Origin of the sequence: Mycolicibacterium aubagnense, from assembly GCF_010730955.1 — a bacterium.
In the GTDB taxonomy this organism is placed as follows: domain Bacteria; phylum Actinomycetota; class Actinomycetes; order Mycobacteriales; family Mycobacteriaceae; genus Mycobacterium; species Mycobacterium aubagnense.
On the sequence record NZ_AP022577.1, the window covers coordinates 1272851 to 1289445 of the forward strand.

Sequence of the window (16595 nt, forward strand, 5' to 3'; positions counted from 1 at the left end):
GCATGTACACCTCGGGGCCGGCGTGGTTCTTGTGGGTGGCCGCCATTGCCATCGGCCTGCCGGCCAGCCTGATCATCCTCACCGAATGGCGCCGGTCCCTGTTGCGCCGGAACAGTCCGCTGGCTGCGCCCGTGGGGCTCTTGCGCACCTACGTGCTGCCGGTCGTGGCCGTACTGTTCCTGCTGCTCAAAGTCGCCGTCGTCCCCGCGCGCGATATGCCCATCCGGATCGTGGCGACCCTACTGGTGTTCCTGACGCTGCTGCTGGTGCTCTCCGGCCTCAGCAACACCATGTTCGCCAACGCGCCAGAAACGTCGTGGCGGAGCCGGATCCCGCGGATCTTCATCGACGTGGCCCGCATGGTGTTCATCATCCTGGGCCTGGCGGTGATCTCCCGCTACATCTGGGGCGCCAACGTCAAGGGCGTGTTCACCGCCGTCGGCGTGAGCTCGGTGGTCATCGGCCTCATGCTTCAGCACTCCGTCGGCCAGATCGTGTCCGGTTTGTTCATGCTGTTCGAGCAGCCGTTCCGGATGGGCGACTGGCTGGACACCTCGGCGGCCCGCGGCCGCGTCGTCGAGGTGAACTGGCGGGCCGTCCACATCGAATCCAGTACCGGCGTGCAGATCACCCCCAACTCGGTGCTGGCCGGCACGTCCTTCACCAACCTGAGCCGGTTGGCCACCGCGCACACCACGGTGACCACCACGTTCGCCGCCACAGATTCGCCCGACCAGGTGTGCGCCACCCTCACCCGGATCGCGACCAATCTGCCGCAGCGTGGCGACGACGTCGAGCCGACGACAGTGCCGATCGGGGACCACAAGTACCGCACCACCATCGGCCTCAAATCCCCCGGCGACGACGACGCCGTGCAGGCCACGTTCCTGCGCTGGGCCTGGTACGCCGCGCGGCGCGACAAACTGCACCTCGACGGTGTCGCCGACGACTACTCCACCCCGAAACGCCTCGAGGCGGCGCTCGACGAAGTCGCCGCACCGGCGATGCGGCTGAGCCAGAGCGACCAGCGGGCCCTGATGCCCTACGCACGTCTGATCCGTTACGGCACAGGCGAACTCATTCACGCCCCAGGAGAGGTTCCCAAGACCATCACGGTGCTGGTCTCTGGCCGGGTGCGGTTGACCGTGCCCGCCGGCGACGGGTCCGTCACCGCGGTCCGCAGCCTCGACAAGGGTGCGCTCCTGGGCGTTGCCGCGTTCACCCACCAGGCCAACCTGGCGTACGCGCACGCCCTCGACGAGGTCACCCTCCTGCAGATCGAGCACGACGAGATTCAGCGGCTGCTGACCGACCGTCCACTGCTGTCCCGGGAATTCGGCCGCCTCATCGACGAACGTCGTACCGAGGTGCAGTCCGTCCGCAGCGCCGCGAAGAAGGCGATCCAGGCGGCCGGTCAGGACGTCACCGGTCAGGACGCGCTGCCGTCAATCGCGACCCCCGGCAGTCAGGGAGCCGAATCCCGTTAGCTCGCAGGCACGCTCAGTTCGCCGGCCAGTTCGCGCCGCAGGACCTTGCCGGTCGGAGAGGTCGGCAACTCGTCCCGAAACACCACGCGATCGGGCGTTCGAGAACCGCGCAGGGCTGCCCGCACATGCTGGCGCAGTGCCTCGGGGTCCGGCGACTCGTCGGCCTCGGGCACGACGACCGCGACAATGATCTGTCCCCACTCGGGATCCGGCACGCCCACCACCGCGACGTCGCGTACCTGCGGATGTTCGACGAGGACGTCCTCGAGCTCCGCGGGCGCGATGTTCTCCCCTCCGCGGATGATGGTGTCGTCGGACCGGCCGTTGATGAAAAGGAAGCCCTCGGAATCCAGCCAGGCGAGATCGCGGGTCGGGAACCAGCCGTTCTCGTCCAGCACCGAACCGAGGTCAGTGTACTTGCCCGACACCTGCTCGCCGCGGATGAAGAGCTCACCGATCTCGCCGTGGCCCAACGGTTTACCGTCTTCGGCCCGGATCTCCACCTCGATCCCGGGCACCGGCCGGCCGACCGATCCCAATCGTCGCTTCACGTCCTCATCTGGTGACTCGTGTGCGGCACGGTGGTCCTCGGGTGTCAGGACGGCAATGGTCGAGCTCGTCTCGGTCAGCCCATAGGCATTGACGAACCCGACCTCCGGCAACAGGTCGAGGGCCCGACGCACCAGTGGCAGCGGCACTTTCGATCCGCCGTAGGCCAGGTTGCGCAGGGCACCCGGAGCGGCCGCGCCGCGCACGAGTTCGGCGACGATCCGGTCCAACATGGTCGGCACCACGGTGCCCGATGTGACAGCTTCCGCGGCTGCCAGTCGGAGCCATTCGGCGGCGTCGAACTTTGGCAGGTACACCATCTTTCGACCCGCATACAGGTTCGACAGCGCCGCGCTCACGCCGGCGATGTGGTACGGCGGCACGCAGATCAGCGCGGCGTCCCGCGCGTCGGCCGAGTCGAATTCGACGGTGCGGGTGACGTAACTGGTCAGGTTGTGATGCGAGAGCTCGACAGCCTTCGGCTTGTTCGTCGTGCCGGAGGTGAACAGCACGATGGCAACATCATCGGGGTCGGCGAACTCGGCCGCTGCCTCCGTGGTTTTGCCCGCGTCGACGAAAGCCTTCGATTCCATTGCGCGGTCGTAGTTTTCGGCGACGTCGGCGTACTCCTCGTCGTAGATCACCAACGGATCCGGCAAGCGCGCGATGAGGTCGCGCAACGCGCCGGGGCTGAGGCGGTAATTCAGCGGCGTCAGCGGACGGTTCGCCCGCGCCGACGCGAAGATGAGGAGCGGCAGCATGGCGCCGCCGGTCCCGATGTACGCGACGCTACCTGCGCCGGACGCCGAGACGACACCACCTCCGCCGTCGGCGAGCCGGTTCAGTTCATCTGTCGTCCAGCGGGTTTCGCCGGAGACGACCGCGGCACGGTCCGAATTGGCCGACGCCGCCATATCGAGCAGAATCGCAAGACTCACGGAAGACTCCGTCTAAATGGGATCGAACTTCGAAATGAGCCAATTGCCACCGCTTTTGGCCATGGTCACCCGAACGCTACTGGCGGCCAGGCTCGGTTGCGGCCGCTCGGTGCTCCGCGTCTCCTGATCGATGAACAACAGCACCACGGCCGAGTCGGGCTTCAGCTCCGAGACCGCCGACTGGACCACGGACGCGGTCGTCTTCACGCCACGCTGCTTGGCGGCCGGCGCCACGATCTGCTGGCTGAATTGGCTGTAGTACGTGAGGAAATCGCCGGTGAGATGCGACTTGGCAGCCGAGAAGTCCTTGTCCAGCGTGTCAGGCGAATAGGACAGCAGGGCCACCGCGCCGGCTGATGCCGCATCGATCACCGTGTGTTCAGCAGCGGCATCGGTCTGCTTGTCAGGCCGATACTGGGTCCAGTACAGCGATCCCGCCAGCGCCGCCGACGCGGCGACCAGCAGCGCCACGACGATCGGCAGCCACCACTTCTTGATGCTCACGTTCTTGACACTCACGGTACGAACTCCACCTTCGCCATTTTGAGCACGCCGCCGTCGCGGCTCACAGTGACCTTCAGCCGCCACGCGCGCGGGTCGTTCTTCGCGCCTGCGGAATTCGTGACCTCCGATGTGGCGGCGACCAGCACCACCGCGGAATCCTCGCTCATCGACTGCACCGCGGTGAGGTTGACGGTGCCGTTCGTCACGACCTTGGACTCTTGCACCACCTTGACGAAGTCGGTTGCGCGCGAGGCGAAGTCGGCCTTGAATTCGCCGGTGGAGCTGTCAAGGATGTGCTGCACACCCTCTTTGGCGTTGTTGAAGTCGAGCGATGTCATGTTGACCACACCCAGCCGGGCCGCCGCGGTGAACTCTGCCGCCCGTTGCCGGTCGGCCTCGACGCCGCGGTGGTGCCAGATGATGGCGGCACTGATACCCAGCAGCGCGACGATCAGCAGTGCGGCCACCCCTACCGCGAGTACTCCACGGAGCGACCGCCAACGGGGTGACTCACTCGGGTCCGCGGGCTCACCGACGAGATCAGGGTCACCGACGGCTGCGGCGTCGTCCACTTCCGGCTCATTGAGTTCAACGGCAGCCACCGGCGCCTCATCGACGGCCGCGGCGGTCGCCTGCGCCTGCCTGCGCAGTCGGATGGCTCGTGCCCGAGCGCGCGCGGCTTCGGCAGCCGCTTCGGCCGCTTCGGCTTCCGCCTCTGCTTCCTCGGCCAGGATCGCCGGATCGTCGTTCGGTGCGTGGGCTAGCTCGTCGGCCATGGCGCTCTTCGGGGTCATGAGTCGGAGTCCAGTGCCGCCGACTCGACGGACTCCGTTATGCCTACCATCCGCCATGCGCACGTCACAGCCGAACTCGCGGTGGAGTGCCATGCAGACCACCATCGTCGTTGCGCCGCGGCAGCATGGACACCTCCTCATCCGATCAGCAGATGCAAACGACATTATCAGAAGCGATAATGGCATTTCTAGACATCGCCTAATTGCCCACTCTAAATGCGTTTCTAACTGCGAGAATATTATTCTCGCTATTTGTTCAGCGGTCGGATGGTGCCGCGTCGGCGCGACGCTGCAACGTCGGACCAGCCATCGCCACCAGCGCGTCCTTGGTGACCTTGCCGGTGGCGTTCTGCGGCAGTTCCTCGACGAATTCGACGAACCGCGGCGCCTTGTACCCCGCCATCCGCTCCCGACTCCACGCGATCAGTTGCTGTTCGGTCATCGGCGACGCCGAGACGACGAACGCCATCCCTACTTGCCCCAACCGGTCGTCGGGAACACCGATGACCGCGACCTGATCCACCGCCGGATGTTCGAGCAGGTAACCCTCGATTTCCGCCGGATACGCATTGAAGCCACCGACGATGAACATGTCCTTCTTCCGGCCGATGATGCGCAGCCGGCCGCTGTCGTCGAACGATCCGAGATCACCGGTGTGCAACCAGCCGTCGGTGTCGACGGCCTCCGCGGTGGCGACCGGATCGTCGAGGTATCCCGCCATCACGGTGTAGCCGCGGACCAACACTTCGCCGTCGTCGGCGATGCGTACCTCGACGCCGTCCGAAGGGCGACCCACCGTGGTGGCGATGTCCTCGAACGAGTCGCCAGGCCGGGACATCGTGGCCGTGCCGCACTCGGTGAGCCCGTACCCCGTCGCGAGCGTCTGGAAAGGCAGCTCGTGCAGGACGCGGCGCACCAACTCCACGGGGATATCCGCGGCGCCGGTGACGCCGGCCCGCAGCGTCGCGAGCCTCGCCTTGTCCGGCACCGCGAGCAGCGAGTGGTAGAGCGTCGGTGGACCGGGAAGCACGGTGATACTTTCGCGCTCAACGAGTTCCACGACGGCGTCGGCGTCGAACACCGCCACCGGCAGTATGGTGGCGCCGCGGATCAGCGCGGCGATGATGCCCGCCTTATAACCGAAGGTGTGGAAGAACGGGTTGACGATCAGATATCGGTCGCTTTCCCGAAGGTCGACCCGGTCGCACCACTCGGCGTACTGCCGCAGGGTCTGCCGGTGGTTCATCATCACGCCCTTGGGGCGGCCGGTGGTACCCGACGTGTAGATGATGTCGGCGATGTCGTCGCCGTCGATGTCGCGGCACTCGTAGGGCTCTGCGTTGTCGAGGAACCCCGACCTCAGGTCGATGGCCGGCACACCGGCGGGGACATCGAAATCCTGCCCCAGGAAACCTTTCTCGACCATCACCGCCTTGGCGCCGCTGCGGGTGATGATGTCGGCCGCCTCCTCGGCCTTGAACCGGGTGTTGACCGGAACCACTACTCCCCCAGCGGTGATCAGCCCCAACGCGGCGATCACCCAGTCGGCCGAGTTGGGCGCCCAGATGGCGACCCGGTCGCCCTTCGCGATCCCCAGCGCGTGGAAGGCGCCCGCTGCTCGCCGGATACGCCCCGCCAGTTCGGCGTACGACAGGCGCAGCGGTCCGTCGACCAGCGCTTCCGCGTCGCCGAATCTCTCCGCGGTGCTCAGCACCATCTCCGGAATTGTGCACCAGCTCATGATCGAAGCCCTTGGCGCACCAGGAATTTCTGCACTTTCCCGCTGGCGGTCCGCGGATAATCCGCCACCTCGTGTAGTTCCTCGGGCCACTTCTGGCGCGCCACACCCGCAGTCGCGAAGTGCTCGCGCACCTGCTGCAGCGTCGGCAGGACCTGGCCGGGCCTGACCCGCACGACGGCGGCCACCCGCTCGCCGAGCCGGGCGTCGGGTGCCGCCACCACCACAGCGTCGGCGATGTTCTCCATGCCCAGCAGCACCTCTTCCACTTCCACGGCACTGACGTTCTCCCCGCCGCGGATGATCACGTCGGCCTTGCGATCGGTGATCGTGAGATACCCGTCCGCGTCGAGGAATCCGATGTCGCCGGTGCGGTACCAGCCGTCGTCGTCGAAGGCCTGCGCAGTCAGCGCGTCGTCGGTGTAGCCGAGGCACAAGTCGGGGCCACGGCTGAAGATCTCGCCCTCGTCGTCCAACCGGATCTCGACGCCCGGCCGGGGATCGCCGTCGGTGAAGAGACGTTTCACCTCAGGCGCGGTCGGATGAGTGCCGGTGATCGACGGATGCTCGGTGCTGCCGTACGCGCGGTAGACGAATACGCCCAAGTCTGACAACCGGCGCGTCACCGCCGCCGGCACCGATGATCCGCCCAGGCCAACGGTTTTCAGCAACGCATGGTGTTCGTCCGTGCAGTCGGGATGGTCCAGCAGGCTTGTGACGAAGTACGGCGGTCCGCCGCCGACCGCGAGTCCGTCACGCTTCATCAATGCCAGCACCTGGCCGGCATCCCAGCTGTCGCAGAGGTTGATGGGCCGTCCTTCCAGCACCGGGATGAGGAACGCGCCGACCATGCCGATGAAATGGCCGACGGGCGCGACAGTCAGCTCTTTGCCACGCTTGGTGGGGTATCCGGCGTTGAGTTGGCGCGTCTCGCAGACCAGCGACTGATGGGTGTGGACGACGCCTTTGGGGTTGCTGGTCGTGCCGGACGTGTAAGCGATGAGCGCCGGTGCGGCCGGGTCGACGGGGAGGGTGCCCGTCATCGGTTCGTCGGCGAGCAGGTTGTCGAAGTCGCGGCCCACCACCCCGACGATCGGCACGTCGGCGCACAGATCGGCGTGGTGGGCCGGCCGACCGGCGTTATCGGCGGTGATGAAGACGCGCGGGGCGGCGTCCGCGAGGATGTGCGCCAGTTCCTTGCGGCCGTAGAAGTGCACGATCGGTACGACGACCGCGCCCAGAAACGCCGCCGCCCAGAACACCGCGGCGGCTTCCATCCAGTTCGGCAGTTGGAAGGCGACGACGTCGCCGGGGCCGACGCCACGTGCCCGCAGTCCCGCGGCGAGCCGGCGGGCCACATGCTCGGCCTCGGCGTAGGTACCCGACCAGCCCCGGACTGCCGAGTGGATCCGGAAGTCGGCGTCGGGCGCGGCCCGCACGCCGGCAGCCAGCAGGTCACCGACGGTTTCGGTGGTCCACCAGCCGTTGTCTCGGTATCTGGCGGCGAGATCGGCGGGCACGGTGCGGTTTACGGGGCTGCGGAGACCAGTCATGACACCGGGAATCGTATTCTCCAAAATAGAGAAAGCCAATATCGCCGGTTGGGCCTTGGCGCTGAAAACTTTGGCCACTTTGTTTGCGCTGGTCACGGTAGGTAACTAGCGCCCCATCTGGCACGCTCACTTGTCAGTGCTTCGAACTAGTGTTCGCAGCATGAGATTCGCCGATCCGGCTGTTATCGAGGAGGCCTACGCCGACCTCGAAGCTGACACCACCCGGATCGCAGACCTCGACTACAGCAGGTTGAGTGTGCCGGACCTACTGGAGTTGCAGTCCCGCCGCGAACGACAGAAGTGCGCCGCCGAAGCGGTCGATCACCGCATCCTGGCCGCCCTGGTAGCCCAAACCAGCCCGAAAGAGATCGGCGGGAAAAACTGGGCCGACGTGCTGCGGATCCGCCTGCACATCGACGCCAAGGAAGCCCGCCGGCGGGTTCGGGATATGGAGAATCTAGGTCCACGATTGGGGTTGACCGGCGAGGTGTTGCCACCGCGGTGGGAAGAAGCCGCCCGGGCTCAAGCCGATGGGGCGATCAACACCGACCACGTCGAAGTGATCGCAAACTTCATGGCGAACCTGCCCGACTGGGTGGATCCGGCGACCACAACCCAGAGTGAGCAGACGCTGGTGGCCCGGGCGAGGCACCAGACCCCCGAAGAGCTGCGAGCCGCGGCCAACAAACTGCTCTACGAACTCGACCAGGACGGGCCCGAGCCCGACGACACCGAACGCGACCGCAAACGCGGGATCAGCCACGGTAAGCAACGCCAGGATGGGACCTCGGAGGTCAGCGGCCCCCTGACCCCCGAAGCCCGCGGGTATTGGGATGCGATCTACGACAAGTACGCCGCCCCCGGGATGTGCAACCCCGCCGATGAGGTGCCCTGCATCAGCGGGACGCCCACGGCGGAGCAGATCGCGGGCGACACCCGCACTCTCGCGCAACGTCAACATGACGCGCAGATGTGGGTCGCCCGCATGGCCCTGACCTCAGGCATGATGGGCGAACACAACGGGCTACCCGTCACCGTGATCGCGACCGGGACCGTCACAGACCTCGAACGCGGCGCCGGTGTCGCGGTCACCCATACCGGGACGAAGCTGCCGATCCGAGATCTGATCCGTATGGCGGGTCAGGGTGCGCATCACTATCTGACGGTGTTCGACCAGCACAGCAGCATTCCGCTGTATCTGGCCCGGGCCCGCCGCACCGCATCACCGGGCCAACGCCTCGCCCTGTTCGCCGCCCACCTGGGCTGCACCCGACCCAATTGCACCGCCCCAGCCTCGCGCTCCCAAGCCCACCACCTGATCCCATGGAAACACGGCGGCAGCACCGACATCACCAACCTCACCCTGGCCTGCGGCTGCGACAACCGGCTCGCCGACACCGGCGGCTGGAGCACCACCATGGGCCCCCACGGCCGCACCCCGTGGACCCCACCACCACTCTTAGATGTCGGCCAACCAAGAACGAATCAGTATCACCACCCGACGCTGCATCCCACCGAGGGTGAGGACGCCGATGGCGAAATCGAGAGTCCCACAGACTGATTGGCATTCATGGCGGGGTGGCAGCCACCGCGCGATGCCGCACGCGCAGGCGGCAGGCCGGCACGGCACGCACCGTAGGGCCTACACCTCGGCCTGCGCACTCGTGGCCTTCCGCAATACGCTCCCGCGGAGGAACTCTCAGATCGGGAGACACGCGCTAGCCGGCAGGACTGAACTCCAGATGCAGCTCGGTGAGCCCGCGCATCTGCCAGGTCGGCTCGTAGGTGTAGCGCCGCGTGCCGGCCGGGCCATGGTGCTCTTCGCTGATGCGGATGTCGGCCATTCGGTCGAGGATCCGGTTGAGCGAGATGCGGCCCTCGGCCCGTGCCAGCGGTGCGCCGGGGCACGAATGGCTCCCCCGGCCGAACGCGATGTGCTCGCGCACGTTGGGCCGGTCGAGACGAAATTCATGGGGCTGCTCGAACTTTCGCTCGTCGCGGTTGCTCGCGCCGGGCAGGAGCATCACCATCGAGCCGGCCGGCACCACGGTGTCACCGACGGTGGTCGACGTACGCGCCATCCGGAAGTGACATTTCACCGGGCTCTCCATCCGCAGCGCCTCCTCGACGAAAAGCGGTATCAATTCCCGGTTTTCGCACAGCAGCTGCTGCATGTCGGGGTTCTCTCCGAGCACCTGCATGCCGAAGCTCAGCAGCTTCGTCGTGGTCTCCTGGCCCGCCGCGAACACGAACGTCGCCAACCGCACGACATCGATGATCTCGGGCGTCGATCCGTCCGGGTATTTCGCCTGCGCCATCTCGGTCAGTACGTCCTCGCGCGGCTCGCGGCGGCGCTCGGTGATGTAGCCGGTGAATTTCTCGTCGAGCCATTCCAGTGGGTTGTGAGCGCGGGTGACGGTGTCGTCCGTGATATCGCCGACCACCTGGCTCCCGTTCACCGCCCGGAACTCGTCGTGGTCGGAGCGCGGTATGCCCAGCAGGTCGGCGATCACCAACCCGGAGAACGGCCGCGCGTAGTCGGCCAGGAATTCGCCCGATCCGCGGGAGACAAACCGGTCCAGCAATTGGTCCGACAGCTCCCACATGAAGTCTTCGTTCTCCTTGAGCCGCTTGGGGGTCAGTAGTCGGCTCAGGAGCCCGCGGGTTCGGGCATGCAGCGCACCGTCCTGGGTGACGATGTGTTCGCTCATCGGAATCCGATCGCGGTACTCCTCGAGCAAATCACTGATGTCGTCGCCTTCCGGCTGAAAAGGCAACCCGGAGAAGGGGCCTGCCACCGACACGCACGACGAGAACGCGCCGTCCTTGTAGACGGCGAGCGCTTCGGAGTGCCCCGACACCGCCAGCACCCCGTGGTGCGGTTGGTCCAGTACAGGGCATTTCGCGCGCAACCCGTCGAAATAGGGGTACGGATCGTCGACCAGCGAAGGATCGGCGAAGAAGTTGGTCGAGTCGAGGTCGGTCATCAGACGCTCCTGGTTGATTTCAGCCGAACAGCACGGGCAAGGCGGTCGGCGACCGGAAGACCTGCCCACGGATATGGGGGGCCTCGGCCGCAGGGTCCAAGCGCAGATTGGGCAGCCGGTCGAACAGCAGGTTCAGCGCCACCCGCATCTCCAGCCGGGCGAGGTGCATGCCCATACACACGTGCGCGCCGTGCCCCCATGAGATTGGCGTGCGGGCCGCCCGGAAGATGTCGAAGCTGTCCGGATCGGCGTAGCGGTCCTCCTGGCGGTTCGCGGCCCCGAGCATCGGCATCACCGACGAACCCGCCGGGATGTCGACGCCACCCAGCTGAGTGTCGCGCACGGCGACGCGGGTGATGGTCAGCAGCGGCGCCTCCCAGCGCACCGCCTCCTCGATGGCCTGCGGGATGAGCGACCGGTCGGCCCGGACGGCGTCGAGTTGGTCCGGGTGGGTCAACAGGCCGAGCAGCAGGTTGCCCAGCGAGCGGTAAGTGGTCTCCACGCCGGCCGGCAACAGCAGCCGCAGGAACGAGAAGATCTCGTCGTCGTCGAGCTTCTCGCCGTCGATTTCCGCCACGGCGAGGCTGCTGATCAGGTCGTCCTGCGGGTCGGCGCGGCGGGCAGCAAGGATCGGGGCGAAGTACTCCTCCAGCGCCTTGGAAGCGGCCTTCCCGCGTTCGGGATTGATGGTGAACGACAACAGCGAGATCGACCACCGCTGGAACTGCGGGTAGTCCTCTTCCGGCAGGCCCAGCAGGCCGGCGATGATCCGGGTCGGGTAGGGAAAAGTGAATTCCTTCACCAGGTCCACCTGGCCGTCGCCGACGAAGCCGTCGATCAGTTCGTTGCCGACACGACCGACCAGGTTCCCCTCCCATCGCGCAAGAGCCTTCTGGGAGAACGCCTTTGATACCAGCGCACGATGTCTGCCGTGGTCGGGCTCGTCCATACCCAGCATCACCCGCTGTCCCAGCACCTCACCGAACGCCTGGATCACGATGGCCGACGAGAAGGTCTCGTTGTCCCGCAGCATCGTGGCAATGTCCTCGTGGCGGTACACGATGAACAGCGGCTTGCCCTCTTCGCCCGGCATCACCGACATGTCGATGCGCTGGATGCCCTCCTCTCGCCGCAGTCGGGCCATCTCGGTGTAGGGGTCGCGGACGTCACCCGACACGACGTCGTCGAACGCGCCGAAATCCTCGAGGTCATCGAACAGCTCCATTGTGTTGGGCTCCTTGGGTTTCTGGTCAGTTGTTGCGCGCTGGGTACGAGACCGACTTGATCTCGGTGTACTGGTCGAATCCGGCGGCGCCGTTCTGTCGGCCGACGCCGCTGGCCTTGTAGCCGCCGAAGGGCGCCTCGGCGCCGTAAGCCGAGGTCCCATTGAGGCCGATGAATCCGGCCCGCAGGCGGCGCGCGACGGCGACCGAATGCTCGATGGATCCGGACATCACGTTGCCGGCGAGGCCGTACACGCTGTCGTTGGCGATGCGGATCGCATCCTCTTCGTCGTCGAACGGGATCACCGCGAGCACCGGCCCGAAGATCTCCTCCTGCGCGATCGTCATCGCGTTGTCGACATCGACGAAAAGCGTTGGCCGGACCCAGAATCCCTTGGCGAATCCAGCGGGTGGCTCGGGGCTGCCGACCAAGCAGGTGGCACCCTCGTCGATGCCCTTCTGGATGTACCCGAGTACGCGGCTGCGCTGTTTGGCCGAGATCACCGGCCCGCACAGGGTCGCGGCGTCCTGCGGATCACCCGGGGCGACGTTCTCGTAGATCGCTTTGAGGATGGCCACGCCCTCGTCGTAGCGGCTTCGTGGCAGCAGCATTCGCGTCGGGTTGGCACAGCCCTGACCGGCGTGCATGCAGGGCGCGATACCGATGGCGCAGGCGAGACCGAAATCCGCGTCCTCCAGCACAATGGTCGCGGACTTCCCGCCGAGTTCGAGGAACAACCGCTTCATGGATGCGGCACCCTTCTCCATGATCCGTACGCCGACCGGTGTCGAGCCGGTGAACGAGATCATGTCGACCTTCGGCGACAGCGTGAGTTCCTCGCCCACCAGGTGATCGGAGGCGGTCACGACGTTCACGACGCCTGCCGGGATGTCGGTCGACTCGGCGATCAGCCGGCCCAGCCGGGTGGCGTGGAACGGTGTGTCGGGTGCCGGCTTGAGTACGACGGTGTTGCCGGTGGCCAGCGCCTGGGCAAGCTTGTGGATGCTGACCTCGAACGGGAAGTTCCACGGTGTGATGGCGCCGACCACGCCGACCGGTTCACGCCACACCTTGCGCGTGGTCAGCTGCCCGGTCAGCGCGACGAAGGCGTCGCCCAGGTCGGTCTCCCAGGGGTATTCGTCCATCAGCTGGATCGGGTATCTCAGTGCGTCGGAGAGCGGGGCATCCAGCTGGGGGCCATAGGTGATGGCACGCGGGGCGCCGGCTTCGAGAATGAGTTCCTCACGTAGGGCTTCCTTTTCGCCTTTGAGCGCGTCGTCGAGCTGTTGCAGGCAGCGCTTGCGGAACTCGAGATCGGTGGACCAATCGGTGTCATCGAACGCCCGCCGCGCGGCGTCGATGGCCCGCAGCATGTCGGCCCTCGACGCGTCGGAAACCTCTCCGATGACTTCCTCGGTAGCGGGGTTGATATTGGCGAACGTGCCCGCTTCTCCGTCGAGGAGCTTGCCGTCGATCAGCATGCGCGACTCAGACATGATCCCCGCTCTCGGAGGTGTTTCTGGTGGACGAAAGGCGCATCCCCACAGCGGCGACGCGTTGCAGAACGGCGGTCGGCACGATGCGGGCAGCCAGCACCATGGCCCGCTGCCCGGCCGTCAAGTGGATCGCGCCCGGCCGCAGTCTGCCCTGACGCGGCAAGCCCATCGCGATCCGCACCATCTGATGCAGGCCCGCCGTCGGCAGCACCTTGTTCGATAGCAACAGCATTCGCGCGTCGAGGCCGACCGGGTGCTTGGTGAACGGTCCGCCGTCCTCCAGCGCCGCGGCCAGGCCACGGGCAAACCGTTCGGGTGACTGCGCCAACCGCATCGCCGCGCGGCCCCGCTTGTCGATGTTGCGGTGGTGCGGGGCATATGGGCCGTCGAAATCTCGGAGGTCCGTGGTCCCGGCGTCGGTGATGATGTCGGTGTCGAACGTGCCGGTGACCAGAACGGTGACGCCCAGTCCGAACGGGGCGACCTCACCGGCCAGGGACTCCGCCCAGCGTTCGAGGGCACCTTTCGCGGCGGAATACGCTGCGATGGCGGGCATTCCGCGGACCCCACCCTGGCTGGAGATCACCACGATCCGGCCCTGACCGGCTGCCCGCATCGCCGGCAGCAGCGCCTTCGTGAGCAGTACCGGACCCGTCACGTGGGTGGCGAGCATCTGGTCCCACAACTCGATGGGCGTCTCCTCCACCATCCCGGCCGCCGAGATTCCCGCGTTGTGCACCAACGCATGCGGGGCGCCCACGGCATCCTCGATGAGTTCGGCCGCCGCGGCGATCGACGCCCGGTCCTGTAGATCGAGGGGCACGCCGATCAGGCGCGGGTCGTCGTCGAGTGCACCGGTGGCCTCGCGCAGCCGTGGCATTCCCGCGTCCGGGGTCCGCATCGCGGCGACCACCCGCCAGCCATCCCGATAGAGGCGCACCGCGGAGGCGAAGCCCAGCCCCCGGGATGCGCCGGTGATGACGACCGTGCGTGACTCAGCCATGCTGTCCTTGCGCCGCGCAGCGGTTGCTCGTGGCACCCAGCTGAACGTCCGGACGACCGGCGGGCTGGCCTGTCATCCACGTCGACAGGATGCCCACCGAGTACGGGCCCTTCTGTCCGTTCTCCTCGTAATAGCCCTGTGGATCATAGATTTTGGCTTCCGGATATGGCCAAGGACAGGCCACGGAGGTGGCATAGCCCGACATGCGGATGGCCGTGAACCCGGCCCCGTAACAGAAATAGGCGATGTTCACGACGACGAACATGACCGTGAACATGCCGAGCACTGGACGGCCCGCAAACAACCGGGCCCGCTGCGCCAACTTCTCGGCCACGGTGCGGCCGGTGTCGTCGCGGTAGACGAGGATGCCCGCGGGCACCATGACGAAGGTGACCATGGTCGACTCCCAGAGCAGCGGGAACTGGAACGTGGTGCCGGTGAAGATGGAGCCGAACGGGATCACTTGCGAGTAGATGTACAGCCCGGTGCGGACCAGGGTGAGCTCGAGCATCATGTCGAACAGGAACCCAATGACGAAGATGAACCCGCCCAGTGTCACCAGTGGGTGGCGCCACACGAACGAGTCGACGGGCTTGCGGGCCTGAATCTTTCGCAGAATCCACACTGCCGGGAAGTACGGACCGAATTGGAACATGACGTAGCCGAGAACGATGAAGGGTTCGACCGTCGGCGACAGCGACACCCAGGGCCAGTCCTCGGGCCAGTGCCACAGCGCCGGGTTGTAGACCGCGTACGGCGACCAGTTCATGTACGGGTCCTGCCACACGATCGCCGTGGTGATGAAGGCCATCAGCACGATCGGGCTACCCGGGTTGCGCCGCCACCCCCAGACGCAGACACCGATCAGCGCGGGCACCGAGAAGATCGTGAAGACCTCCCAGACGGTGATCCAGTGGCTGAAACCGAACAGGAAGTCGACGGGCCGGGGCGCGCCCTCCACATTGGGATTGCGGATGCGCGGCGACACCGCTCCCCTGCGGGCGTAGTGGCCGACAATCGCGACGAGCGCGACGATGACCACCGACCACACCCACGGCCAGGGTGAACGACTCTGCCGCGGAGCGGGTTTGGCTTCCAGTGCGGTCATGCGTCACTCCTCGCCGAAGCGGTCGACCAGATGCGAATTGATGCCGTCGGCATCGAGTTGCCGCGCGACGAGATAGCCGGCGCCCATCCAGGCACGGCGGGTCCACCTGCCGAATGACACGCGGGTGCCCGGCGCGCCGGCAGCGGCGGGCATCATCTTGACCCGTTCCAGCGCCTCTTTGACGCCGCGGGGGCTCAGCGGGTGCGCATCGGTGAAGGCCCGCAGCAAGGCGGTGGCGACGTCGCGGTTGACGACGGGAACGCAGTATTGCGGGCGCCGCCCGTATTCCTTCTCGTACTCGTCGAGGAATCGCTGCCCGACGGAGTTGGCTTCGTCGTACTGGTCGACGCCGGTCCATCCCATGAACGCCTGCCACATCACGGGGTTGATCCAGGCGTTCTGGAAGGCGGTGCTGGTGTACCGCGGTGGGTCCCAGTCGAGGGCCTGCAGCGCCGCGTTGAGGAACACGATCCCGAAACCGAAACCGCAGTGCACCAACGCATCCGGCCTCGCGTCGGACATGGCCTTGACGACCTCGTTGATGTTCTGTGCCGTCTGCGCGATCTTCGCTTCGGCGACGATGCGAATGCCCTTGCGCTGACAGGCATTCCGGAAGTGCTTCAGATAGGTGTCGCCGACCAGCGAGTGCTCGATGAGCACACCCACTTCGCGGTGCCCGGCCTTGGCCAGCAGGTCGGCCCAGAAGATCGGCTCGTCGGTGAGCGAACCCTGGGGAAACGAGAACGTCCATTCGCCCAGCCAGTCGTCACTGCCGCTGACGCTGATAGCCGGAATCCGGAAACGCTCCTCGATGGCCTCGCGGGTGGGAACCGCGTTGTCGGAGATGTGCGGCCCGAAAACCGCCAGACATCCTTCGTCGACGAGTTCACCGAACGCGTCGATGACGGCCTTGACGGTACCTTTCGGCAGGCCTTCGACCTCCTTGTAGACGATCTCGACCGGGCGGTCGATGATGCCCTCGGCCAGGGCCGTTTTGAACACGAGCTCGAAGGACCGTGAGAGGTCGTCCTTCATCTCCTTCGGGTACACGTCCGGCAGCCGGAAATCCATCAGGTAGCCCAATTTGATGGGCTGCGCAGTGCTCTCGTAAGACATGCCACCTCCGTTGGTACCTGCCAGGAGAGATGAAACCTAATATTTGTTCTGAACCTAGCTGAGCACTCGCTCAGCGTCAATCATCGCGGTGACGCGTG

At 66.2% G+C, this 16595-nt stretch carries 13 protein-coding genes; 2 read left to right on the forward strand and 11 right to left on the reverse strand.

Features of this window, described 5'->3' with window-relative positions; all coding sequences use genetic code 11:
* Nucleotides 1-2: 2 nt before the first annotated feature.
* On the forward strand, nucleotides 3-1487 hold the full coding sequence (locus G6N59_RS06265) for a mechanosensitive ion channel domain-containing protein (RefSeq protein ID WP_138231415.1): 1485 nt from the start codon (nucleotides 3-5) through the stop codon (nucleotides 1485-1487).
* Here the strand turns inward: G6N59_RS06265 and G6N59_RS06270 are convergent.
* The 5 genes from G6N59_RS06270 to G6N59_RS06290 form a co-directional block, all read right to left on the reverse strand.
* Nucleotides 1484-2974 (reverse strand): class I adenylate-forming enzyme family protein, encoded by a 1491-nt coding sequence (locus tag G6N59_RS06270; RefSeq protein ID WP_138231289.1) that lies wholly within the window; start codon nucleotides 2972-2974, stop codon nucleotides 1484-1486. The two genes, G6N59_RS06265 and G6N59_RS06270, sit on opposite strands and share 4 nt — an antisense overlap.
* Nucleotides 2975-2986: 12 nt before the next feature.
* On the reverse strand, nucleotides 2987-3562 hold the full coding sequence (locus G6N59_RS06275; RefSeq protein WP_407665824.1) for an Rv1363c family protein: 576 nt from the start codon (nucleotides 3560-3562) through the stop codon (nucleotides 2987-2989).
* Entirely contained in the window at nucleotides 3490-4254 is a 765-nt protein-coding gene (locus G6N59_RS06280; RefSeq protein WP_138231416.1) for an Rv1363c family protein, read from the reverse strand. Before G6N59_RS06280 ends, G6N59_RS06275 begins: the two co-directional genes overlap by 73 nt.
* 274 nt (nucleotides 4255-4528) lie before the next feature.
* Entirely contained in the window at nucleotides 4529-6013 is a 1485-nt protein-coding gene (locus G6N59_RS06285) for a FadD3 family acyl-CoA ligase (protein ID WP_138231291.1), read from the reverse strand.
* Nucleotides 6010-7563 carry an AMP-binding protein gene (locus G6N59_RS06290; protein ID WP_163911026.1) on the reverse strand — a complete coding sequence of 518 codons (1554 nt, stop codon included), beginning with the start codon at nucleotides 7561-7563 and terminating at the stop codon, nucleotides 6010-6012. Before G6N59_RS06290 ends, G6N59_RS06285 begins: the two co-directional genes overlap by 4 nt.
* Before the next feature lie 160 nt (nucleotides 7564-7723).
* Between G6N59_RS06290 and G6N59_RS06295 the strand changes: the two genes are divergently transcribed.
* Nucleotides 7724-9124, forward strand: coding sequence for an HNH endonuclease signature motif containing protein (locus G6N59_RS06295; protein WP_138231293.1), 1401 nt, complete (start codon nucleotides 7724-7726; stop codon nucleotides 9122-9124).
* A gap of 157 nt (nucleotides 9125-9281) precedes the next feature.
* On the opposite strand, the gene G6N59_RS06300 is transcribed toward G6N59_RS06295, so the two are convergent.
* Genes G6N59_RS06300 through G6N59_RS06325 form a run of 6 tightly spaced genes read right to left on the reverse strand, consistent with a single transcriptional unit; the run spans nucleotide 9282 to nucleotide 16497 of the window.
* Nucleotides 9282-10550 (reverse strand): cytochrome P450, encoded by a 1269-nt coding sequence (locus G6N59_RS06300; protein WP_138231294.1) that lies wholly within the window; start codon nucleotides 10548-10550, stop codon nucleotides 9282-9284.
* Nucleotides 10551-10569: 19 nt separating this feature from the next.
* Nucleotides 10570-11775: a cytochrome P450 gene (locus tag G6N59_RS06305; RefSeq protein WP_138231295.1), complete on the reverse strand. Its 1206-nt coding sequence runs from the start codon at nucleotides 11773-11775 to the stop codon at nucleotides 10570-10572.
* A 25-nt stretch (nucleotides 11776-11800) separates the two neighbouring features.
* The gene (locus G6N59_RS06310; RefSeq protein WP_138231296.1) at nucleotides 11801-13270 is read right to left on the reverse strand and encodes an aldehyde dehydrogenase family protein; all 1470 of its coding nucleotides are present in this window, start codon (nucleotides 13268-13270) and stop codon (nucleotides 11801-11803) included.
* Entirely contained in the window at nucleotides 13263-14273 is a 1011-nt protein-coding gene (locus G6N59_RS06315; protein WP_138231297.1) for an SDR family oxidoreductase, read from the reverse strand. Before G6N59_RS06315 ends, G6N59_RS06310 begins: the two co-directional genes overlap by 8 nt.
* Nucleotides 14266-15381: a spirocyclase AveC family protein gene (locus tag G6N59_RS06320; RefSeq protein ID WP_138231298.1), complete on the reverse strand. Its 1116-nt coding sequence runs from the start codon at nucleotides 15379-15381 to the stop codon at nucleotides 14266-14268. Before G6N59_RS06320 ends, G6N59_RS06315 begins: the two co-directional genes overlap by 8 nt.
* Nucleotides 15382-15384: 3 nt before the next feature.
* Entirely contained in the window at nucleotides 15385-16497 is a 1113-nt protein-coding gene (locus G6N59_RS06325) for an ABC transporter substrate-binding protein (RefSeq protein WP_138231299.1), read from the reverse strand.
* Nucleotides 16498-16595: the final 98 nt, after the last annotated feature.

Coding starts and splice junctions, on each gene's coding strand:
- G6N59_RS06325 (WP_138231299.1), bottom strand. CDS start 16,497: ATGTCTTACGAGAGCACTGCGCAGCCCATCAAATTGGGCTACCTGATG.
- G6N59_RS06295 (WP_138231293.1), top strand. CDS start 7,724: ATGAGATTCGCCGATCCGGCTGTTATCGAGGAGGCCTACGCCGACCTC.
- G6N59_RS06315 (WP_138231297.1), bottom strand. CDS start 14,273: ATGGCTGAGTCACGCACGGTCGTCATCACCGGCGCATCCCGGGGGCTG.
- G6N59_RS06265 (WP_138231415.1), top strand. CDS start 3: ATGTACACCTCGGGGCCGGCGTGGTTCTTGTGGGTGGCCGCCATTGCC.
- G6N59_RS06280 (WP_138231416.1), bottom strand. CDS start 4,254: ATGGCCGACGAGCTAGCCCACGCACCGAACGACGATCCGGCGATCCTG.
- G6N59_RS06290 (WP_163911026.1), bottom strand. CDS start 7,563: ATGACTGGTCTCCGCAGCCCCGTAAACCGCACCGTGCCCGCCGATCTC.
- G6N59_RS06305 (WP_138231295.1), bottom strand. CDS start 11,775: ATGGAGCTGTTCGATGACCTCGAGGATTTCGGCGCGTTCGACGACGTC.
- G6N59_RS06285 (WP_138231291.1), bottom strand. CDS start 6,013: ATGAGCTGGTGCACAATTCCGGAGATGGTGCTGAGCACCGCGGAGAGA.
- G6N59_RS06320 (WP_138231298.1), bottom strand. CDS start 15,381: ATGACCGCACTGGAAGCCAAACCCGCTCCGCGGCAGAGTCGTTCACCC.
- G6N59_RS06310 (WP_138231296.1), bottom strand. CDS start 13,270: ATGTCTGAGTCGCGCATGCTGATCGACGGCAAGCTCCTCGACGGAGAA.
- G6N59_RS06300 (WP_138231294.1), bottom strand. CDS start 10,550: ATGACCGACCTCGACTCGACCAACTTCTTCGCCGATCCTTCGCTGGTC.